This window comes from Candidatus Eremiobacterota bacterium, assembly GCA_031082125.1.
Lineage (GTDB): Bacteria > Vulcanimicrobiota > CADAWZ01 > CADAWZ01 > Ess09-12 > Ess09-12.
Genome location: JAVHLM010000051.1, coordinates 1 through 21,357, shown reverse-complemented (window position 1 = coordinate 21,357; position 21,357 = coordinate 1). Strand labels below are relative to the sequence as shown.

The window sequence follows — 21,357 nt, the reverse complement described above, 5'->3', positions numbered from 1 at the left end:
GAGGGAGCTCAGAATGGTGAAAAAATACATGAAGCCCCTGGACTGACGTTCATGAGGCTCCATCTCAAGCACACCACGTAATGACTCCCTAGGGCATGGGATATAGCTCCACGACTTTTCCTGCCAGGACGAAGCCTTCCTTGCAGTCGTTGGTCACGATGCGGTACCATGCATCTTTGCCTACGACGATAAACTCTTCGCCTTCCATCACCTTCCTTATGATCCTGGTGTTCTGGGAGGCTCCCGTGTACATGATGGCGTAGCCATCCTGATCATTTATGGTCGCGATTGATTTGCCGTCATTCCAGCGGATGACAAGCTTGCTCTTGTGCACGTACCCGATGGTGTTGTGAAGGGCAAAAACCTGCCACCAGTCGCCCTGCTTGCGGTTGAGCACCAGGCAGAGCTCGCCCTTGTTCACGGTGGTGAGGACCCTGGAGTTCTTGTCGGGCAGCAGGTGCACGTTGACGGGCCCCTTGTCGGTGAAGGCTGCAATCTCGTAAGCCCATGCGGGTACTGCGCAGGTGACGGCAAGGAGCAGTAAAAGAAAAACTATCAGAAGGGCATTCTTTTTCATAGGTTCCTCCTCGTTTCTTTATCTTTCTCGTTTCTTTATCTTTCAATATTCCTTATGGCTGGCCGTGATCCCTCTCGAATCCTCTGCGGGCACTGAAGAGAGCTCACCGGCTCATCACGCTTGAAAAAAATCCCCTCCCTGTGCTATGATTGAAATGTTTTCTGGAGAGGAGGCACCTATGGGAAAAGTGGAAGAGGATCTTCTGAAGCATCTTCAGGAGAAGCAGCAGCAAAGAGCGCTTGAAGAGGCTGAGAAAAAGGCGAAACAGAAATTTAACCTGAAAAGCGCCGCAGGCATTGGAGGAGTGGCGATCCTCCTTCTCTGGAAATTCAAGGCCCTCATCATCATAGTCCTTGCCAAGCTGAAATTCATCCTGCTGGGCGCCAAGTTCATGGGCCTGGGAAAGGTGCTGGTCACGGGTGGATCGATGATCCTGAGCGTTTTTGCCTATGCGACCATCTGGGGCTTCCCCTATGCCCTCGGCTTCGTGCTCCTCATCCTTATCCATGAGGCAGGGCATGTCCTCGCCCTCTCCCACTACAGGGTGAAGGCCTCAATGCCCATTTTCATCCCCTTTGTCGGCGCTTTCGTTGCCCTCAAGGAGATGCCCAAGAACGTTCTCATCGAAGCGGTGACTGCCATCGCGGGGCCCGTCGTGGGAAGCCTGGGAGCCTTCGCATGCTACGGGATCTATCTTGCCACGGACAACACCCTTTATCTCTCGCTTGCCTGGGTGGGTTATATGATAAACCTTTTCAACCTTCTGCCTGTCCTTCCCCTTGACGGCGGGAGAATTGCCGGCGCCATATCGCCGCGTCTCTGGATAGTGGGCCTCGTGGTATTCGCCATATTCTTCTTCATCCATCCCAGCCTGATCCTCATCATCCTGGTGCTGCTGTCGCTGCCGCGGGTAATTGCCAGTTTTCGCCTCTCTCCCGGGGAAGCGGACTATTTCAAGCTCACGCCGGCTCAGCGCACCGGCCTTACCCTTGCATATTTCGCCCTCGGCGCGGTGCTGGCGCTTCTGGCAGCCCAGACCCACACGGTCCTGCAGGGGATTATCTCCTTGAAGGGGAATCAATGAGCTATCAGGCCAGGGGGGCATAAAGCTCTTTGCCAGAGATATCTTGAAAGAGAAAGGACCATACCTATGGAGTGCGCCAATCATCCCGGAAGGGAAACAGAGTCAAAGTGCAGGGATTGCGGAAAAGCCGTCTGCGACGAGTGCGCCGAGAAAACCGTGAACGGCACCTACTGCAAGGAGTGTCAAGAGAAGGGGAAAGCCGCCGAGTCACTGCAGTGCGACAACCACCCCGAAAAGGAGGCCGCAGGAAAATGCAACGAGTGCGGCAAGGCGTTCTGCAGCGAGTGCACCGAGAAAATAGGCGAAAATCTTTACTGCAAGGCCTGCATCGACAAGGGAAAGCAGAATCTCGTCTCGGCGGTGGAGGATCTCTCAAAGAACATCAACTGGGGAATGGCTTTCGTGGCGGGCCTCGTCGTGGCCCTCATAGGGGCCGTCATCTGGGACAAGGTGGAAATCTGGTTCAAGATCCGCCTGGGCATCATAGCCATCGCCATAGGCTACGGCGTGGGCTGGGCCGTCTGCGTCGGCGCAGGGGGCAAGCGCGGCACAGGGCTCCAGATAATGAGCGTCGTGCTCACTCTCACAGGCATTGCGGGGGGGCTTTTCTTCACGATTCATGATTACCTGCTGCAGGAGGCGGCGAAAGGAACAACCCCGATGAATCCCGGCTCCGACTGGCTCATGACAGCCCTTGTCTTTCCAATGGTGCTCCCGCAGCTCCTCTCACCTATGACATTGATAATAATTGCCATCGGCATCTGGCAGGCCTGGGTCATCCCGGCGATGCCGAAGATCGACCTTGGCAAGCCAGATTAGGCGGATTGCCTATTCCTTTGCGCCGCTCCTCCTCAGGAGGGCAGCTGTCTCCTTATCGCCTCCCCGGATTACGAGAGCAAGGGCCGTGTTCCCCTCGTAATCTGCAGTATTCACGTCGGCACCCTTCTCGAGAAGGAGCTTGAGCAGCTCCCTGTTTCCCTTCACGGCAGCCCAGTAAAGGGGCGAGCCCCCGGGAATGCTCCTCGCGTTGATATCGGCCCCCTCCTCCACAAGAAGGGCTGAGAGCTCACTCTGGTTCTTCTTCACCGCATAGAGCAGCGGCGTGTTGCCGAAGGTATCCCTGGCATTGATGTCGGCTCCCCTCTTTATCAGAAAGGAGGCGATTTTCTTCTGGCCCTTCTGGGAGGCATAGTGGAGGGGAGTCTGGCCGTACTTGTCCCTGGCATCGATTATCGCCCCTTTTGCCACGAGAAAGGTGACCAGATTGAAATTTGCCTGCAGTGCCGCCAGGTGAAGAAGGCTCTTCCCGTCGCCGTAAGTGAGGGAAGAGTGCTCTGGATTCTTCGCCACCATCTCCTTGAGCTTTGCGAGATCGGTATTTTTTGCAGCCTCCTTGATTTTTTTCACCTCATCGCCACCGGGGGCATGACTCCGCCGGAGTGCAGGCTTCCCGCAGTGAGGGCAGGTGAGAGGCAGTGCCCCGCTCACCGGGCCCCGCGCACGCCGACGCCGCAGCACCATATATACTGCAAGGCCCGCAGCCGTCAGAAAAATGGTAACCATCAGGAACGGCACAATGTTGAAAGGCATCTCGGTTACTTACCCCATCACATTATAGCACATGAAAACACTCCATAGGAACATGGCCGGGGCTGTCGAATATGATACTGCCCTATTACAGAACAAGGAGCCTCCCATGAGAAAAGCACTCTACCTCTCGGCGCTCTGCGCAGCCCTTTTGCTGGCAATCACCCAGATTGGTGCTGCTTCAGGCACCTTTGATACGCACTTCACCGATGCCACGCTCCGCGTGGACTATTACCACAGCGGTGATGCCAAATCGGAAGCCATCACCATCGGGAGGCTCTACCGCTCAGCGCCCTGGGCGGGCAGCATCACCAATCTCATCGATCCCATGAACCTTGGCAAATATTGCATAAAGGTCTCTGACCCTGCGAGCGGGACCCTGCTCTTCTCTCGTTATTTCAATACCATCTTCGAGGAGTACCAGACCACTGAGGCTGCCTTAGGGGGGAAAATGAAGACTTACGAGGAGTCAGTCCTGATTCCCTTCCCAAGGCGGCCCGTGACCCTGAGCTTTGAATCAAGGCAGAAGGATCAGTCCATGAAGGAGGTCATGAAAACCGTCATAGATCCCGCCGACACCCACATCAGCTCCTATTCCCCGGACCCTTCAGTGGAGGTCATCGCTCTCTCTGAGGCCGGCGATCCCCACACACGCGTTGATTTCTCCATCATCGCCGAGGGATATACAGAGAAGGAGAGGGAGAAGTTCATAGCCGACGCGAAAAAGGTGACGGCGGCCCTCTTCACCCAGGAGCCCTTTGCCTCAACGAGAGAGCGTTTCACCATAAGGGCCCTCTTCAAGGCATCGCCTGAAAGCGGCTGCGACGAGCCCGACTTCGCCATCTTCAGGAGAACGCCCCTGGGGTGCAGCTTTGACTCCCTCGGCTCAGAGCGCTACCTCCTCACGGAGCGCAACGAGCGGCTCCACGACATTGCCTCCATTGCACCGTACGACACTCTCGCCATCCTTGTCAACACGAAGCGCTACGGGGGCGGCGGCATATACAACCACTATGCCACGTGCATCTCTGACAGCCAGTGGACCAACTATGTCTTCATCCACGAGCTGGGCCACAGCTTCGCGGGGCTCGGTGACGAGTATTACACCTCCAAGGTGGAATACACCGATTTCTACCCCCTTGACAGGGAGCCCCTCACGCCCAACATCACGGCGCTGCTTGACGTGAAAAACCTGAAGTGGAAAGACCTTGTCACGGCCGGAACGAAGATTCCGACGCCGTGGGACAAGGAGCACTATGATAAAAACGATATGCGCTATCAGGATATCAGGGACAGAATATACCAGAAACTCGCTGAGGCAAAGAGGAACAGGGCCTCCAGGGACGAGATCGAGAAGATAGAGCGGGAGCAGAGCCAGCTCTCGTGGAAGTCATACACGCAGGCCCAGGCCATCCTGGCGGCTGACAGGGGCCAGGGGAAAGTGGGCGCCTTCGAGGGCGCCGGCTACCAGGTGAAGGGCCTCTACCGCCCCATGCTGGACTGCATCATGTTCTCCAAGGGTGAGAAGCCTTTCTGCAGGGTATGCCAGGATATCATCAGGAAGCGGATTCTCTTCCTGAGCGAGTAGCGCCTCCCCATGGACGGAGAACGCAAAAAGTACCTCCTCATCATTGCAAGCGCCAGCTTTGCCGCCTTCATGGGGAAACTGGACGCCTATATCGTAAACATCTCCCTCCCCACCATCGCGAAAGCTTTCCATATTTCCACGAGTGAAGTCTCCCTGGTGGTGATATCCTATCTCCTCTTTCTCACCTGCACGCTCCTCATATTCGGTAAGCTTTCTGACAGGCTGGGACTGAAAAGGATTTTCATCGGGGGCTACGTGACTTTTGTGGCGGGCTCCCTTCTCTGCGGCATATCGGGTTCCCTCCCGGCCCTGGTGGCGTCGAGAGCCCTTCAGGGGACGGGAGGAGCCATGCTTGCCACTTCGGCTTATGCCATCATCCCGACGCTCCTGCCCCGGGGGATCACCGGGTGGGGCTTCGGCCTCCTCGCGACAGCCAATGCGCTGGGCGTCTGCATAGGCGCACCCCTGGGAGGCTTTATCACGGGCTGCTATTCATGGCATGGAATTTTCCTTGTCAATATCCCCCTGGGAATTCTTGCCATCCTGCTGGCACTCAAGGTGATTCCCGCCGACCGCCCGCAAAAGAGCGGCGGGAGAGGATTTGATTTTGCCGGCGCGGCTCTTAGTTTCATCGCCGTCGTGGCATGCATGATAAGCCTCAACAGGGGCCACGGGGCTGGATGGTCATCACCCCTCATCATCGGCGGATTTCTTCTTGCAGCGGTTACGGGGACTGCCTTTATTGCCATTGAGAGGAGGCAGCGCTCTCCCCTCCTGGACCTCGCCATATTCAGGGACAGGGGCTTTGTCCTGGCTGTTGCGGCGTCATCGATCGGCTATCTTTACGTCTCCGGCATCTCTTTCCTGATGCCTTTTTACCTGCAGCTCGTGCTGGGGCTCACCCCCCAGGGCGCCGGCATGGTCATCATGGTCTTCTCTGTCGTCTTTGTCCTTGTAGGGCCTTCAGCGGGAAAGCTCTCCGACAGGGTGAGCCCCTCCCTGCTCTGCGCCCTCTCGATGGCTTCATCGACAGTGGCGACACTCTTTTTTCTCCTTGTCCTGCCGGCAAAGAGCCTCACACTCGTCATCATCTTCATGATATGGATTGCCGTCTCCTTTGCCCTCTTCTTTACGCCCAACAACAAGCTTGTGATGTCAGGAGGGACAGAAGGCCTCAAGGGCTCGGTGGCTGCCTTCTTCAACATGAGCATCAACCTCTCGATAACTCTGGGCGTCTGCATTTTCGAGGTGGCTTATTCCTCGGTGCTTCCGGCGAAGGGCCCCGGGGGGGATATGCCTTCAGGCAGCTCTCTGCTGGCGGGCTTCTCCCGGGCTTACCTTATCGGCGTCATTTTCTGCGCGGTTTCAGGGCTACTGTCACTGCTCTGCGCTTCAGGAAAGGCCGGAAGCACCGTCGGTGAGGAAGGGGCAGGGCTCCCCCCTGAGGGGTAAAGACCCTGGCTCTCCACCGGCAGACGGGATTTCCCCGGGAAGCAGGCGGAAGAGCAGACGGCCCGCCACTTCGCGGCGATATGCCGCTGACGCCCTTATATCGTCTATGGGCTTCACCGCGCTCTCGGCCAGTAAGGCAGCCCTTTTCAGCACCTCAAGAGAGAGCGGATTCCCCGTGAAGACTTCCTCAACGGCTCTGGAAGTCATTACGGTGGGCCCCGCACTCCCCCAGGCGAAGCGCGCTTCCTTCACGATATCACCCTCCATCAGCAGAAGGGCCGCCATGCTTACCACGGCAATTGCCTGGGCCTTTCTTCTTCCCACCTTTTCATAGTGGTGGACTGAAAAATGGGAAGCTTTCCTTATCCAGAGGCCCCGGAGGATTTCGCCGGGCTCAAGGGCCGTCCGGCCGGGGCCTTTTATGAAGTCAGCAAGTGCCATCCTCCTGGTGCGCTCCCTCGCGACAAGCTCCACCTCGGCGCGGAGCACCGTCAGTGCCGGCAGCGTATCGCCCGCCGGCGAGGCCGTGACTATGTTCCCCCCCATGGTGCCCATGTGGCGGATGGGAGGAGACGCGAGGACGCCGACAGCCTGTGCGAGGAGAGGAAACTCTCTCTGGACAGACGGCAGGGCTTCGACGCGGTGATGGGTAAGTCCCGCGCCCAGGAAGACCTCTTCACCTCCGTCGGTGACTTCTTTCAGCGCTCTCACCCTTTCGAGGCAGATCAGAGAGGGAGGCGAAAGAAGGCCTTTACGCACCTTGGGGATCAGATCGGTGCCTCCCGCATAGAGCATGGCGCCTGGCTCCCTGTCGAGAAGGTCCCAGACTTGATTGAGGCTGCGGGGAATATGAACTTCCTTCATGGGAGCCCTCCCTGGCGGCCTATGATCTCGACGGCGTCAACTATCTTCTGATAACTGCCGCATCGGCAGAGATTCCCCGAGATGCCCCGGCGGATCTCCTCCCGCGTGGGTTGGGGAGTGCGCCTGAGGAAATCGATGCCTGCGAGCACCATCCCCGGTATGCAGAACCCGCACTGTACAGCACCTTTCATTACAAAGGCCTCCTGAAGGGCATGGAAAGCTCCTTCCCGAGCGGCTCCCTCGATGGTAAAGAGCTCTCTCCCTTCGATCTGCGCCGCGTACATGAGGCAGGAGAGCCTGCTCTCACCGTCCACCAATATTGTGCAGGCGCCACAGTCTCCCATGCCGCAGGACTCCTTGGTGCCTGTGAGGCCCAGGTCCTCTCTCAGCAGGTCAACGACTCTCCTCTGAGAGGGAGCTTCCACAGTCATTTTGTCGCCATTCAGGAAGAAAGTTATTACCATGGGCTCTTCTCCTTCAACGCCTCCAGTATGCGCTCGCCGGTAAGGGGATAACAGGATATCCTCACCCCGCATGCATCGGCGACGGCATTCACTATGGCGGGGAGAGGGCCATTGATGCTTATCTCGCCCATCCCCTTGAGGCCGAAGGGCCCGGTGCTCTCATGAAGCTCTACAGCCACGGACTCCACCTCAGGCACGTCTGATGAGGCGGGAATGAGGTACGCTGAGAGATCCGGGGTGGCACAACGGCCCTTCTCCACGATAAACTCCTCAGTGAGGGCATAGCCGATTCCCTGGACTATTGCGCCCTGCACCTGCTGCTCATAGGTCAGAGGGTTAATCACCGCGCCGCTGTCCGTGACGGCGATATACTTGAGAACCGTGGCCTCACCGGTGAGCAGATCCACTTCCACTGAGGCGCAATGAGCTCCATAGGAAAATATGGCGTGGGGGAGGCCGCAGGCAGTGAGCATCGTTTCGCCTCCCGGGCGCTCGGGAGCCGTAGGGGCGGTGAAATGGAAGGAGGCGGAACGATCTTTGTCGCCGAGCTCCGAGGCAATTGAGGCCAGGGGGATCTCCCTGCCGTCAGGGCGGTGAAAGACTGCCCCGGGCACCAGGAGCATATCATCGTGATTTTCCGTCATCACGATATCGGCAGCCTTGCTGAGGATGGAGCTCTTGAGGGCCGTGCAGGCGCCGATAAGGGCGTTCCCAAAAGTGTAGGTGCAGCGGCTTGCGGCGGCGGAGCCGCTGTTCTGGGTTTTATCAGTGTCAGGAAGGACAAGCTCTATATCCTGTGCTCTCTGGTTCAGTATGGCCCCCGCGATCTGGAGGTTTGCCGAGGCATTCCCCTGGCCCATGTCAACAACACCGCAGTACACCTTGAACCTGCCTCCAGGCGTGAGCTCCACTCTGGCACAGGCCTCGTCAGGGACCACAGGCCCGTAGCCCTGGGCATGCACCGAGAGCGCCAGGCCGGTGCCCCGCTTTTTAAAATGCCCGGCAGCAGCCTTCCAGGCCTCCCTCCCGCTCCAGCCCTCGTGCATGGAGAGCCTATCCAGGCATTCACGGGCCCCTGTGGAGCTGGTGAGGGTGATGCCTGTATAGGTTTTGCCCCCTGCTTTCACGGCATTTTTCATGCGGAGCTCCCACCTGTCCGCATGGAGCTCTAAAGCCATCATATCCACGACCTGCTCAATGGCTGCCGTCACCTGGGGGACACCGAACCCTCTGAAGGCACCTCCCACGGGGTTGTTGGTATAGACCGCCTTACCCTGCAGGACTCCGTGAGGAATCATATAGGCGCCGGCAGCGTGCTCCATGGCAAGGGCGAGCACCACGCTCCCCAGGGAATCATATGGCCCTGTGTCAAGAACGATATGGGCCTCAAGAAAATGAAAAAAGCCCTCACTTGTGGCGCCAAGACGATAGCGCATCTGTGAGGGGTGTCGCTTTGTCGAGGCGATGAAAGATTCCTCGCGACTTAACCACATCTTCACAGGCCTCCCCCCTCCGTGGAGGGCGGCAAGCGCGAGATAGCACTGGACCGTCACGCCGTCCTTGCCTCCAAAAGCACCGCCGGCATAGGGCGCGACTATCCTTAAATCCCCGGGTTTCATGGCCATCACTTCCGCCACTTCGGTGCGGTCGCGGAAGGGGGTCTGCGTGGAGCACACAATGGTTATCCTGCCGTCGCTCCCCTGCTCGGCCCACCCCGACTCCGTCTCCATATAGGCATGCTCCTGCCACGATGTCACAAATTCACTCTCCACAGTGACATCACATTCCGGGAGGGCATCACGGCCTTTCCCCAGGACAAGCTCCCATGAGAAGAGCACGTTCCCCGTGCCCTCATGAAGGCACGGGGCGCCTTCCCTGAGGGCCTCCTGCGGCGAGAAAACTCCCGGCAGGACCTCGAAGTCGCAGCAAATCGCCCCGAGGGCTTCGGTGAGGGACTCCCTGGTCTCGGCGACGACAAGCGCCACGGCATCGCCGCAATGGCGCACTCTCTCTCCTGCGAGGACCGGCTGATCCTTCTTTACCACGCCGTGAAGGTTCACCCCGGGAATGTCAGCGGCAGTGAGCACTGCGACTACGCCCTTCATGGCACGGGCCCCTGCAGTATCAATGCTCTTTATAATGCCATGGGGTATTCCGGCGCGCTTCACACCGGCCCAGAGCATGCCGGGGCGGTAGAAATCAGCGGCGAAGGCCGTGAGGCCTGCCACCTTCTCCCGGGCGTCGGCGCGGGGAAAAGGGATTCCTATGATGGGAACACCCTCCGCGTCTTCATCAGATTGTGATTGCGTTGCTTTGCCTGCAGATTTCTTTGTGTGCACGGGCCTTCCTTGCCGGCTCAGGACGAGATGATCCTGCCGAGATTCTCTACGAGGCACTCCAAGGCCTCCCTGGTACCGATGGACACCCTTATGTGGTTAGGGAAACGGAATCCAGTCATGGTGCGCACCAGCACGCCTGAGCAAAGCAGCCTGCGGTGTACAAGCATATCGCTCATAGGGAGCCTCACCATGAGAAAATTACCCTCGCCGCAGATGATGGGAAGCCTCATCTTTTCCAGCTCAGCGATAAGGTATTCCTTCCCCTCCCTCACCATCTTCCTCGTGGCAGCGATGTAGTCTTCGTCGCCAAGGGCTGCCTTCGCAGCGAGCGCCGCCTCCTGGCCTATGGTGTTCACGGAGTAGACCACGCAGGTGCGCCTCAGCGCATCGACAACCTCCTGCCTCGCGGCGAGATAGCCTACCCTGAGGCCCGCCAGGCCGTACATCTTTGAAAAGGTGCGGAACACCACCAGATTGGGGTACTGGTCAATCAGGCTCATTCCCTGGGGATAATCGCTCTTCTCGACAAATTCCGCGTAAGCCTCATCAACGACGACGATCTGCCTCCCTCCGATGCTCTCCAGAAATCTTTTGAGCCGCGGGGCATCCCAATAGGTTCCCGTGGGATTATTGGGATTGCAGATGAAAATGATCTTGGTGCGCTCGTCGATCCGGGAGAGAATCGCTCTCTCGTCAAAGAAGTAATTCCTGAGAGGCACCAGCCTCGCTTCGATCCCCGAGAACTTTGCCACCCACTCATAGACGGCAAAGGTCTTGTCTGCGGTGATGATGTTGTCTCCCTGCTCACAGAAGGTCTTTATCACGAAAGCGATGACCTCGTTGGCGCCGTTGCCCACAATGAACTCATCGGGGCTCAGACCGAACTTTTCTGCAAGCTTGTGGCGGAGATAGAAGGAATCGCCGCTGGGATACTGAGCCGCCCTCTCAGAGTTAAAGCTCTCTATTACCTCGCGGGCGGCGGGAGGGGGGCCAAGGGTATTCTCATTGTTGTTGAGCCTGAAGATCCGGTCGCAGCCATACATCTTCCTGAGCTCGGCATCAGGCCTGCTCGGGACGTAGGGTTCGAACCGCCTCACATGGGCAGGAAGAAAGGAGGCAGGAGACCAGGAGGTAATCACGGCTCACTCTCCGCGTTGTATTGAAACAGCACCATGTCGCCCCTGGCGCCATGGGGCACCACCACCGCAGGCTTGAAGCCTGTGGAGAGAAGAGCCGGGGTAAAAAGGCACTGCCAGGGCTTCCCGAGATCCATGACAAAGAGAATAAAGTAACAGGACAGATCATTGACGATAACCTTCACATACTCCTCTAGAACCTCCAGAGCATCAGGTCCCCACCACACGGGAAAGAGCTGCACCGCTCCCATGACCTTGTCAATGTCCGTGATGATAACGGCGCTCATCGTGGAAACCTCGCCCGCTTCAGAGACATGCTTCAGCTCCCTGTGGATATAAAGCCTGCGGTACTGCTGCTCAAGAAAAGGCTCGATTGAGGGGTGGCACCACATGGTACCGCAGGGATCCTCACGCAGATAACGATAGTTGAGAGTGCGCTCTATCTTTTCGCCCGTCTCCCTGTCATAACGATAGATGGTTCCAATGGTCTCAAAGTAGCCTTCGGGAAGAGGTGAAAAGGTCTGTATTGCCAGTATCCCTATCGCATGGGTTCTTGCCACATTATTGATGCAGTGCTCCAGAAGTGCCACGCTTATTGGAGATTCAGGCGTCTGACCCAGCAGATAGGGGCCGAAGAGCATGACAAGCCCTTCCCGGTAAAAGTGCCAGAGGATGCCTCCGCCGATATGACCCGCCTTGTCAACGGCTATGGCACAGGAGAGCTCTCCGCAGCTCATCTTGTCCACGACCTTGCCGTGAACATGAAACTCCCTGTGAATTCTGGCCGGATTATGGTACTGTGAGAGCATCCTGAGGAAAAGCTTCAATTCCTCGCTGTCAGGCCTCTTGAGGGAAAACTCCTTGAGGGGGACCGCGGCGGGAACGGCACCCTCAGCCATGGGAGGATAATCCTTCTCCTTGGTGATGACAAGGCAGAGGTTATTGCCATCCGATGAGAATTTAAAGCGGTCCACGGCCCTCGAGGCCAGAATAAGCCCTGTCTCGCAGCTCTCATCTTCCGCATCGGCAGTGGCGGTCAGGTTGAAGGCCTTCATGGGGAAATCCCTCGCATCAAAGACAAATTCAATGCTCGCATAGTAATAGCCCCGGGAGAAACTGAGCTTCACCTCAGTGCTCCCGCTTCCCTGCCTGCAGAGGTAGCAGAAGATCTCCTCCGTGGCGAGCCTGAGGGCCATCGCCACTTTCTCGTCGAAGCCCATTGAGCGCACCACTGTCTCTGAAACGGAGAGCGCAACAGGGATGAGAAACTCAAGGGCCATCAGCTTGATCACAACAGGGTGCTCTCTGTCCATCAGGGGTTCCTTTCGGCAGCAGTCTTTTCCCTGGATTTCTCCCTTGCAGTCCTTCTCTCCTCTCGAAGGGACCGTTGAAGGAAATACCTTGCTGCAGTATAATTCTCATGCCATGAAAATCACATGCGACATCCCGGTGGAGCCCGGTCAGCCTTTTGTCATTGACAATTTCCGGCCCTCTGATGCGGAGGGAATAGCCCGCCTCTTCTGCTCCGAGTACGGCGCTGCCTATCCCGTTGAGACCTATTATTACCCGGAACAGATTATCGAAGAGCATGAGAAGGGGAATATCTTCCCCGTGGTGGCCCGCACGCCCCGCGGCGATATCATTGGCCATGGCTCGCTCTACAGAAGCTCCCCGCCCTTCGAGGGGCTTTTTGAAACAGGCCAGTACATCGTGCGCAAAGACTACAGGACCACCTTCGCCGCCTACACGATCCACAAACATCTCATGGAAAAAACCATTGACCTGGCAAAGCCACGCTGTATATACGGAGAGGCTGTCTGCACCATCCTCGCAAGCCAGAAGCTCATGACAAGGGAGAGCTACAGCGATATGGCCCTGGAGCCGGGACTGATGCCGGGGAGTTCTTCCCGGGGCGGAGAGTCCCCGCGGGTCTCATGTCTCATGCAGTTCCGCACTTATAGCGACAGGCCCCATGAAGTCTTCATCCCTACCCGCTTCACTGGCGAGATCATGGAGCTGGTCGCAGACGGCGGCTTCGAAAGAACCTATACCCGTTCAGAAGGGGTGCCCCTCGGCAGCACTGTCATCGAGGGGCGGCTGTTTCCCGGAGCATCCGTGGGACGCTTCCAGGTGCACTCCGCGTCAGAGGATTTCAATGAGAGAGTCAGGGAGATCGAAGAAAAGGGAAAAGCTGAGGGCATCAAGGTCTTTCAATACTTCGTGAACCTGGGCACTCCCTCGGGCCCTTATGCCTGCGAGGTTCTTGCCCGGCAGGGCTGCTTCTTCGCCGGCTACCTTCCCCGCTGGTTCGACAGCGACGGCCTGCTGATGATGAAGACCGCCTTTGTCCCTGATTTTGAAGGGATTCAGCTCTATACCGAAAAAGCCAGAAGACTCCTCGCGCTCGTGAGAGGAAACTTCCCCGGGACAGGGTGAGTGAAAAAACCGGAATTAAGAAAGGATTTGGTGCCGAATCATTGCCCCAGGATTGAATTATTTCTCAATCCTGGCAACGAAAGCAATGAAATCGTTGAGGGTCCTCAGAGACACCGAGGCGGCGCCCGAGAGGTCCACGCCGTATTTCTTTTCACAAGCAACGGCGACGACGGGAAAATCAACGGAGTCGAGGCCCTGCTGCAGAAGGGGCACATCGGGCTCGATGGCGTCAACGAGGTACTTTGCTATACCTGCCTCTCTCATAAGCTCTTTCAATTCTTCAACAGTCACTTTCATACTATGCCTCCCTTCAAGACTGGAAAAAGTTATCAGGCATCGCTGGAGCGGGTTCCCGGGAAAGGCAGGAGCTCCCTCAGCCTGAATCGCTGAAGCTTTCCGGTATCTGTCCTGGGAAGATCCTCGACAAACTCAAACTGCACGGGGCACATATAGTCAAGAAGCTTTGCGAGCACGTGGCTTCTGAGCTCCCTTGCCAGAGCCGGAGAAGCGGAGCTTCTGTCCTTGAGCACCACGAAGGCCACTGGCTTTACCAGTCCCCCGAGAGTTCGCCAGGTCACGCCGCAGTCAAGCACCGCCCCGTGTTCCTTCAGAGTGCTCTCAATCTGAAGAGGCGAGACCCAGTTGGCATCGACCTTGAACATGTCGTCATTTCTCCCCTGGTAGCGGTAGCAGCCCCCCTCCTCGACAAAAATATCGCCGGTGTTGAGCCATCCATCAGCTCCCATGGTCTCGGCAGTCTTCTCAGGCCTGTTCCAGTAGTGGGGCGCCGTGCTCGCCCCTCTCACCTGGAGATGCCCTTCCTGCCCCGGCTCCACCGCCCGGCCCTTTTCATCGACAATCCTCGCTTCATAGCCAGGGATAATGTACCCCGAGGAACCGGGGACCACTTTCTCCTTAATGTTCGAGATAAAAATGTGGAGGGCTTCAGTGGAGCCTATTCCATCAAGGATATCAAGTGATGTATATTTTTTCCACTCATGGTAGAGGGGGGCGGGAAGCGCCTCTCCCGCAGAAAAGCAGCTTCTCAGGGAGTCTGTTGTGCATGAGGAATCAATTATGCCGAGCATCATGCTATAAGCGGAGGGAACGGCGAAAAAGAGGGTAGGCCTGTATTCCCTGATAAGCCTGAAAAGCTCCCGGGGCGTCGCCTTGTCCCGGTAAAGCACCACCGAAGCGCCGTACGTCAGGGGGAAGCTCAGACTGTTCCCGAGGCCGTAAGCGAAGAAAAGCTTGCTCGCCGAGAGGCTGATATCGTCGGCAGTGAAGCCTGCAACGTGCTTTCCGAAGGTGCGGGCCGTGAAAAGGATGTCGCTGTGGCGGTGGGGTACTCCCTTGGGAAGACCTGTGCTCCCCGAGCTGTAAAGCATGAAAGCCATATCATCCTCATGAAACGGAGCATGGGCAAGCTCAGGTGATGCGCCCTCGAGAAGGCCTTGAAACTCTTCTCCTCCCACAATCATTCTCTCCTTCAGGTGCTCCGACGGGGCCCCGGCCGCCTGTGAATCGGCAATGGTGATGAGGGCCGCAGCCTCTGTGTCCTTAAGAACAAACTCAAAGGTTTCCCTGTGCATGGCAGGATTCAGCGGCACCGGCCATGCGCCGGCCTTCATGGCGCCCAGGAAACAATAAAAGAACTCCGGGCAGTCGGGGAGGGCCATCACCACGCGCTCACCAGCGGCAATCCCCTTCATTTTAAGGACATTCCCCATCCTGTTCACGCCTTCAAGAAGGGCGCCATAGGGTATTATGCGGGAATCGTAATATATGGCCGTCCTTTGAGGCGCCGCTGATGCGTGGTCCTCAAGAGCTTCATTGATGGTTCCATATCCTTTTTTCATCGCCGGTCCTCCCTGCAATGCTCCTCTCCATGCGATTCTCGCTCCCCTCTCCCCTTCCCTTCACCGCCTGCAAAATGGCGGCCTTTTGCTTGATAAATTTTCAACAAAATGTTACATGGCAGAAGAAAATGGTAACGCCGTGGCAACAATTTCACCTCCCTTTCAGGAAGCCTTCAGAAATTCTTCACCTTCCCGAGTGACAATATGAGCGTAAGGGGAAAATGGGAGGGGAGGACAGGGCGATGACACTCTGGAAGATCAGGAGATAAGGAGCCAGGAGACAGGATAAAGAGCAGGAAAAGTTCACCGGAGTGGCTGCCAAGGCCATTCTTTCATTGTACCGCGCCTTTGTTGATTCATGCTGATCACCGGCTATATGCCGCCCCTTCTTCCTTCCGCGAGCTTCTTGAGCCGTTCCCCCGCCTTCATCAGCGTTTCCTCCTTCTTGCAGAAGCAGAACCTCAAGGTGGTGCCTGACGGTGAGCCCTCGGCGCAGAAAGCCCTCTCAGGTACAGCCCCTACCCCGATCTCTTTCGCAAGGTAATGGGCGCACTCCATGTCATCATGAAAGCCCAGGGGCGTAAAATCGGCCATCACGTAATAGGCCCCCTGGGGCTTGAAAGGAATGAAGCCTGCCCCCGCCAGTACCGTGCAGAGCAGATCCCGGTGCCTGTGGTAAAGGAGGCGAAGGTTCTCGATGTAGGACTCCGGGAGCTTAAGGGCATGGGCACCTGCCTCCTGGAGAGGCGAAGGAGCGCATACGGTGACATAGGTGTGCACTTTCCGCATGGAAGCGGTAATGCTTTCAGGGGCTACGGCGTAACCCAGGCGCCACCCCGTGCAGTTGAAAGTCTTTCCCAGGCCCCCTGTGGTGACGGTGAGCTCTCCCATGCCTGGAAGGGAGGCCATGCTCACGTGGCGGTTTCCTTCATAGGTGATGTACTCATAAATCTCATCGGTGATGACAAAGGCGCCCCAACGGGCACAAAGCTCCCCGATAAAGAGGAGCTCGTCACGCGTGAAGACCTTTCCCGTGGGATTATGGGGGGTATTGACAATGACGGCCTTCGTGCGGTTGTTGAAAAGGCTCTTGAGGCGGGCCCTGTCCATATCCCACGAGGGAGGCGTGAGCCTCACAAGCCGGGGCACGCCGCCGGCCATTATCACGTCAGGGACATAGCTCTCAAAGGAGGGCTCAAAGATGATTACCTCATCCCCGGGGTTGACCAGGGAGAAGAGGGCTATAAAAAGGGCCTCGGCGGTGCCGCAGGTTATCGTTATCTCTTTTCCTGCATCGGCTTTTATGCCGTTGAAGGCCGAAAGCTTCTCCGCAAGCGCATCACGAAGGGATAGCGCGCCGGCCACGAGGGAGTACTGGTTGATATCGCCGGTGACAAGCTCGCGGACTTTTTCCTTGATGCTCTCCTCGACGGGGAACTCGGGGAACCCCGAGGCAAGATTCACCGCCCTGTAAGCTCTCACCCACTCATTGGCGACGGTGATAAGGGAGGGAGGAATGGTGCCGGTCCTTGAGGCCGCTTCTTTTGCCATGCTTTGCCCTACTTGATGAGCCTGTTGATCTCAAAGATGGGCAGCAGGATCGATACGACTACAAAGCCTACCACCACGCCCAGGAAAAGGATCATGGCGGGCTCAAGAAGCTGGAAGAAGAGGCTCAGGCGCCGGTCCATCTCCTTCTCGTAGAAGCCCGACACGACGTTCATCATCTTCTCGAGCTCGCCGGTCTGCTGTCCCGTCTCCACCATCTGCACCATGAGGGGCGGGAAAAAGGTGAGGCGCGCGAGGGCTCCCGAGAGCGACTGGCCCTTTTCCACGCTCTTCTCCACTGTGGCGAGCTCCTGCTCAAAGATCACGTTGTCCATGACCTCCCGGGCCGCCTCAAGCGCCCTGAGGATCGTCACGCCGCCTCCATGGAGCATTCCCAGGGTCCTCGCCCACCGGGCCAGCAGCAGATAACGGTATGCCCTCCCGATGACGGGAAAGCGCACCTTGATAAGATCCTTCGTGCGCTTTGGTACGTATCTGATAAAGCAATACACGGCAAGGGCGCCAAGCAGAATAATCAGCACCATGTACTTTCTCAGGAAGGTGCCGGCAGTGATCAGGATCACCGTGATCAAGGGGAGCTTCTTGTGAAAGCCTTCAAACACCTCGACAAGTGTGGGCGCCACGTAGGTAAGAATGAAAAAGATGAGGCCAAAGCTCGCGAACATGATGACCGAGGGGTACACGAGGGCTCCCACTATCTTCTTTATGGACTGTGACTCCTTTTCAAGAAAATCGGCATAGTGCTCCAGGATGATCTCCAGGTTACCCACGGTCTCTCCGGCTTCGATCATCTTTACCAGCAGAGGGGGAAAGATGCGGTCCTGAGCCATTGCCTGCGCCAGGCTCTTTCCCTCCTGGACGGAGGATTTCAGGTGGGCAAGGGCTTTCCCCAGGTTCTTGTCCTCAACCTGAAGCAACAGGGATTCCAGTGCCTTGGTGAGGGGAATCCCCGCACCGATGAGGGTGGCGAGCTGCGTGAGAGCGAAGGCAAGATCGTCACGGCGGACGGTAAAGGAGTGGGCAAGTGAGTGGTCCATCTTCTCTTCACGGATCTCACGGGGGAAAAAGCCCTGTTTCTTGAGCTTGTCATAGGCTGATTTGCGGGAAGGGGCGTCAATGATGCCGTCGATTCCCTTGCCTGCCTGGTTGTAAGCTTTATACTCGTAGAGAGGCATAAGGCACCTTCACTGTTCTCTTTGGTGGCAGGAGTGAGAAATTCGCCTCCCTCACTAAAAAACCTCCTCTCCCTTCAGGAACTCTCTTTTTCACCACCGCAGAAGGAAATCGCCCCCCTTCACGTGAATGAACACCATGGGGACTCCGAACATACACTATTCGATTAGGAGGTCAGCTATGGCGAAAGGGAAGGGAAAGCTCACCCTCATCACATACAGGGAAGAGGCCGGCGTGGAAGGAACCATCGGGGCACTCGCCCGCCATCACAGGGAGGTCATGGAAAAGGCCGGGACCGGCGGTGACCAGAGGATCGGCGACATCTTGGTGGTTTTCAGGAATCTCTACGGTGCCCTTTACAATCCTTCCGTCATAGACAGGGACTTCTGGGACAAGACTGAGACTCCCACCGGTCCCGGCAGAGTCTCGGTGCTCTATTACCCCATGTTCATGGAAATCGAGGCCTTCCATGAATACGTGAGCTCCTGCACCTCAGGCAATCATCTCCCCCTTGTGCTCGCCGATGCCGCAGTGGTCAAGGAGCGGTGCGAGAAATCAGGCACCTCCACGGTGGAGAGACACTTCCTGGACCTGCGGGAAGCCCTCGGGGAAGTGGCCTCAGCCCATGATCTCGCCTTCCTGGAGGTAAAAATAGGCGACATTATCAAAGGTATGTGAGGATGCCATGATCAGAAAAAAAGATGCCCTTGACTATCATAAGAACGGGCGCCGGGGAAAAATCGAAGTGGTTTCAAGCAAGCCCTGCGCCACGCAGCGGGACCTTTCGCTCGCTTACACGCCCGGCGTCGCCGAGCCCTGCCGCGAGATCCAGAAGAACGCCGATGACGCCTATCTTTACACCGCCAAGGGAAACCTTGTGGCGGTAGTGAGCAACGGCACGGCAGTGCTGGGTCTTGGCGACATAGGGGCGCTCGCGGGTAAGCCGGTCATGGAAGGTAAGGGCATCCTTTTCAAGCGCTTCGCCGACATCGATGTCTTCGATATCGAGCTGGGCACCAAAGATCCCCAGGAGATAGTGAAGGTGGTGCAGCTCCTCGAGCCCACCTTCGGGGGCATCAACCTTGAGGATATCAAGGCGCCGGACTGCTTCTTCATCGAGGAGAAGCTCAAGGAGACCCTTTCGATCCCGGTGTTCCACGATGACCAGCATGGCACGGCCATCATATCGGGGGCGGCCCTTATCAATGCTCTCGAGCTTGTGGGAAAGTCGATCGACAATGCCTCAATTGTGATAAGCGGTGCCGGTGCGGCGGGAATTGCCTGCGCGCGGCATTACGTGCAGCTCGGCGCGAAGAAAGAGAATATTTTCATCGTAGATACGACAGGCATTGTGTACAAGGGGCGAAAGACCGGGATGAACCCCTATAAAGAGGAGTTTGCCCGCGACACGGAGCGGAGAACCCTTGCCGAGGCAATGGAAGGCGCCGATGTCTTGATCGGCGTCTCGGCCAAGGATATTGTTTCAGGAGAGATGGTGCAGGGAATGGCAAAAAATGCCATCGTCTTCGCCATGGCAAATCCGGACCCCGAGATTACCTGGGAAGAGGCAAAGAATGCAAGGCATGACCTCATAATGGCCACGGGACGCTCCGATTACCCGAACCAGGTCAACAACGTGCTGGGATTCCCCTTCATCTTCAGGGGTGCCCTTGATGTGAGGGCCCGCTCCATCAATGACGAGATGAAGCGGGCCGCCACCTTTGCCCTGGCGGCCCTTGCCAAGGAGGACGTTCCGGACTCGGTGCTGAAGGCATACGGCCTTGAGCGCCTTTCCTTCGGGCCTGACTACATCATCCCCAAGCCTCTTGACCCCAGGGTTCTTCTCTGGGTGGCCCCTGCCGTGGCCAGGGCCGCCATGGAGACGGGAGTGGCCCGCATCAGGATTGAGGATATCGATGAATACAGGAACCATCTCGAGGGACTCCTGGGCAGGGCCCGGGAGGTAATGCGGGAAATCATCAACAGGGCCCGCCGCTCGCCCAAGAGGATTGTCTTCCCCGAGGGCGACAATGACAAGATCCTGAGGGCCTGCCACCTGATCCTGGAGGAGGGTATCGCCCATCCCATCCTCATAGGCGAAAGGTATGCCATCGCGGAGAAGATGAAATCCCTCGGTATTGAATATGACGAGAGAATCACCATCGTGGAGCCGACAAAATGGCAGCGCTTTGACCATTACGTGGAGGAGTACTACCGGATGCGCCAGCGCAAGGGGGTCACCCGCACGGAAGCGACGACCCTCATGAAGGACAGCAATTACTTCGGCTCGATGATGGTCCACCTCGGCGACGCCGATGGGCTCCTGTCGGGCATCTCCCATTACTACCGTGATACCATAAGGCCGGCCCTCCAGATAATCAGGCTCCGCAGCGGCATTCACAAGGTTGCGGGGCTCTTCATGCTGATCCTGAAGGACAGGGTTCTCTTCTTTGCCGATCCCACGGTGAATATCGCTCCCTGCTCAGAAGACCTTGCCGAGATCGCCCTGCTGGCCGCCGAGTTCGCGCGCCACCTGGGCTTCACTCCCAGGGTGGCAATGCTTTCATTCTCGAATTTCGGGAGCGTGCGCCATCCCCATACGGAAAAGGTCGCAGAAGCAGTATTACTGGTGAAGCAGAAAGATCCATCTCTTATGATAGACGGTGAGATGCAGGTTGATCCGGCCCTGCTCCCCGAGCTTATGAAAAAGTGCTACCCTTTCTCCAAGCTCACCGAGGCCGCCAATGTCTTCATCTTCCCCGAGCTGCAGTCTGCCAACATAGGCTATAAGCTCCTTCACCGGCTCGGCGGTGCCACGGCAATCGGGCCGGTGCTGCTGGGCCTGGAAAGGCCCGTCCATATACTCACAAGAGAATGCGAGGCCCTGGATGTCCTTAACATGGCGGCCATTACAGTAATTGACGCCATGCATTCGAAAAAGCGGTAACAGGTGCGGAGCTATTCTTCGGGGGATTCCTCGCCCCAGACTATCTTTATCTCCCCTGAGTCCTTCACGCCGTACTCCTCTTCTTCAAGCTCTTCCATCACGTCATGGATCATCGAGTGCATACCAAAATGCATAGGCTCCTTCGCATCAAACTTGAAGGTGATGGTTGCCTGCTGGAACTCGTGGGGAGGCTCGGGAGCAGGCTCAGAAACAGGCTCGGGGGGAGGCTCGGGAGCAGGCTCAGGAACAGGCTCGGGAACAGGCTCGGGGGCAGGCTCGGGG

19 protein-coding genes are annotated in these 21,357 nt (G+C 57.2%); 7 read left to right on the top strand and 12 right to left on the bottom strand.

Going from position 1 to position 21,357, the window contains the following annotated elements:
• Window positions 1-88: 88 nt before the first annotated feature.
• Window positions 89-577, bottom strand: a complete 489-nt coding sequence (locus tag RDV48_30350; GenBank protein MDQ7827138.1) for an SH3 domain-containing protein — start codon at window positions 575-577, stop codon at window positions 89-91.
• A gap of 178 nt (window positions 578-755) precedes the next feature.
• On the opposite strand from RDV48_30350, the gene RDV48_30345 reads away from it, so the two are divergent.
• Both RDV48_30345 and RDV48_30340 read left to right on the top strand, forming a co-directional pair.
• Window positions 756-1,661: a site-2 protease family protein gene (locus RDV48_30345; GenBank protein ID MDQ7827137.1), complete on the top strand. Its 906-nt coding sequence runs from the start codon at window positions 756-758 to the stop codon at window positions 1,659-1,661.
• 66 nt (window positions 1,662-1,727) lie between these two features.
• Window positions 1,728-2,480 carry a hypothetical protein gene (locus RDV48_30340; protein ID MDQ7827136.1) on the top strand — a complete coding sequence of 251 codons (753 nt, stop codon included), beginning with the start codon at window positions 1,728-1,730 and terminating at the stop codon, window positions 2,478-2,480.
• A gap of 9 nt (window positions 2,481-2,489) precedes the next feature.
• Here RDV48_30340 and RDV48_30335 read toward each other — a convergent pair whose 3' ends face one another.
• Complete coding sequence (locus RDV48_30335) at window positions 2,490-3,068, bottom strand: ankyrin repeat domain-containing protein (GenBank protein MDQ7827135.1); 579 nt, start codon at window positions 3,066-3,068, stop codon at window positions 2,490-2,492.
• Window positions 3,069-3,357: 289 nt separating this feature from the next.
• On the opposite strand from RDV48_30335, the gene RDV48_30330 reads away from it, so the two are divergent.
• Entirely contained in the window at window positions 3,358-4,836 is a 1,479-nt protein-coding gene (locus RDV48_30330; GenBank protein MDQ7827134.1) for a M64 family metallopeptidase, read from the top strand.
• Between the two features lie 9 nt (window positions 4,837-4,845).
• Window positions 4,846-6,288 carry an MFS transporter gene (locus RDV48_30325; GenBank protein MDQ7827133.1) on the top strand — a complete coding sequence of 481 codons (1,443 nt, stop codon included), beginning with the start codon at window positions 4,846-4,848 and terminating at the stop codon, window positions 6,286-6,288.
• Here the strand turns inward: RDV48_30325 and RDV48_30320 are convergent.
• From RDV48_30320 to RDV48_30300, 5 genes are read right to left on the bottom strand one after another with little or no spacing between them, the layout of a single operon-like run.
• A complete protein-coding gene (locus tag RDV48_30320) occupies window positions 6,229-7,152 on the bottom strand; it encodes a xanthine dehydrogenase family protein subunit M (protein ID MDQ7827132.1) in 924 nt (307 codons plus the stop codon). The two genes, RDV48_30325 and RDV48_30320, sit on opposite strands and share 60 nt — an antisense overlap.
• Entirely contained in the window at window positions 7,149-7,616 is a 468-nt protein-coding gene (locus RDV48_30315; GenBank protein ID MDQ7827131.1) for a (2Fe-2S)-binding protein, read from the bottom strand. Before RDV48_30315 ends, RDV48_30320 begins: the two co-directional genes overlap by 4 nt.
• Window positions 7,610-9,955: a xanthine dehydrogenase family protein molybdopterin-binding subunit gene (locus RDV48_30310; protein ID MDQ7827130.1), complete on the bottom strand. Its 2,346-nt coding sequence runs from the start codon at window positions 9,953-9,955 to the stop codon at window positions 7,610-7,612. The genes RDV48_30315 and RDV48_30310 overlap by 7 nt, the downstream gene beginning before the upstream one ends.
• 17 nt (window positions 9,956-9,972) lie before the next feature.
• A complete protein-coding gene (hisC, locus tag RDV48_30305) occupies window positions 9,973-11,091 on the bottom strand; it encodes a histidinol-phosphate transaminase (GenBank protein ID MDQ7827129.1) in 1,119 nt (372 codons plus the stop codon).
• Window positions 11,091-12,404, bottom strand: a complete 1,314-nt coding sequence (locus tag RDV48_30300; GenBank protein ID MDQ7827128.1) for an ATP-binding protein — start codon at window positions 12,402-12,404, stop codon at window positions 11,091-11,093. Before RDV48_30300 ends, hisC begins: the two co-directional genes overlap by 1 nt.
• Window positions 12,405-12,492: 88 nt before the next feature.
• Here RDV48_30300 and RDV48_30295 point away from each other — a divergent pair, with 88 nt between their 5' ends.
• Window positions 12,493-13,527 carry a hypothetical protein gene (locus tag RDV48_30295; GenBank protein MDQ7827127.1) on the top strand — a complete coding sequence of 345 codons (1,035 nt, stop codon included), beginning with the start codon at window positions 12,493-12,495 and terminating at the stop codon, window positions 13,525-13,527.
• Window positions 13,528-13,584: 57 nt separating this feature from the next.
• Here RDV48_30295 and RDV48_30290 read toward each other — a convergent pair whose 3' ends face one another.
• From RDV48_30290 to RDV48_30275, 4 genes are all read right to left on the bottom strand, one after another.
• Window positions 13,585-13,824, bottom strand: coding sequence for a phosphopantetheine-binding protein (locus RDV48_30290; GenBank protein MDQ7827126.1), 240 nt, complete (start codon window positions 13,822-13,824; stop codon window positions 13,585-13,587).
• Window positions 13,825-13,856: 32 nt separating this feature from the next.
• On the bottom strand, window positions 13,857-15,386 hold the full coding sequence (locus tag RDV48_30285; protein MDQ7827125.1) for a benzoate-CoA ligase family protein: 1,530 nt from the start codon (window positions 15,384-15,386) through the stop codon (window positions 13,857-13,859).
• A 372-nt stretch (window positions 15,387-15,758) separates the two neighbouring features.
• Window positions 15,759-16,937 carry an aminotransferase class I/II-fold pyridoxal phosphate-dependent enzyme gene (locus RDV48_30280; protein ID MDQ7827124.1) on the bottom strand — a complete coding sequence of 393 codons (1,179 nt, stop codon included), beginning with the start codon at window positions 16,935-16,937 and terminating at the stop codon, window positions 15,759-15,761.
• Window positions 16,938-16,945: 8 nt separating this feature from the next.
• Window positions 16,946-18,130 (bottom strand): type II secretion system F family protein, encoded by a 1,185-nt coding sequence (locus RDV48_30275; protein ID MDQ7827123.1) that lies wholly within the window; start codon window positions 18,128-18,130, stop codon window positions 16,946-16,948.
• Window positions 18,131-18,308: 178 nt separating this feature from the next.
• Between RDV48_30275 and RDV48_30270 the strand changes: the two genes are divergently transcribed.
• Window positions 18,309-18,806, top strand: a complete 498-nt coding sequence (locus RDV48_30270) for a hypothetical protein (GenBank protein ID MDQ7827122.1) — start codon at window positions 18,309-18,311, stop codon at window positions 18,804-18,806.
• A gap of 7 nt (window positions 18,807-18,813) precedes the next feature.
• Window positions 18,814-21,075 carry an NADP-dependent malic enzyme gene (locus RDV48_30265; GenBank protein MDQ7827121.1) on the top strand — a complete coding sequence of 754 codons (2,262 nt, stop codon included), beginning with the start codon at window positions 18,814-18,816 and terminating at the stop codon, window positions 21,073-21,075.
• Window positions 21,076-21,086: 11 nt separating this feature from the next.
• Here RDV48_30265 and RDV48_30260 read toward each other — a convergent pair.
• On the bottom strand, window positions 21,087-21,357 hold a 271-nt coding region (locus tag RDV48_30260; GenBank protein ID MDQ7827120.1), incomplete at its 5' end, for a hypothetical protein.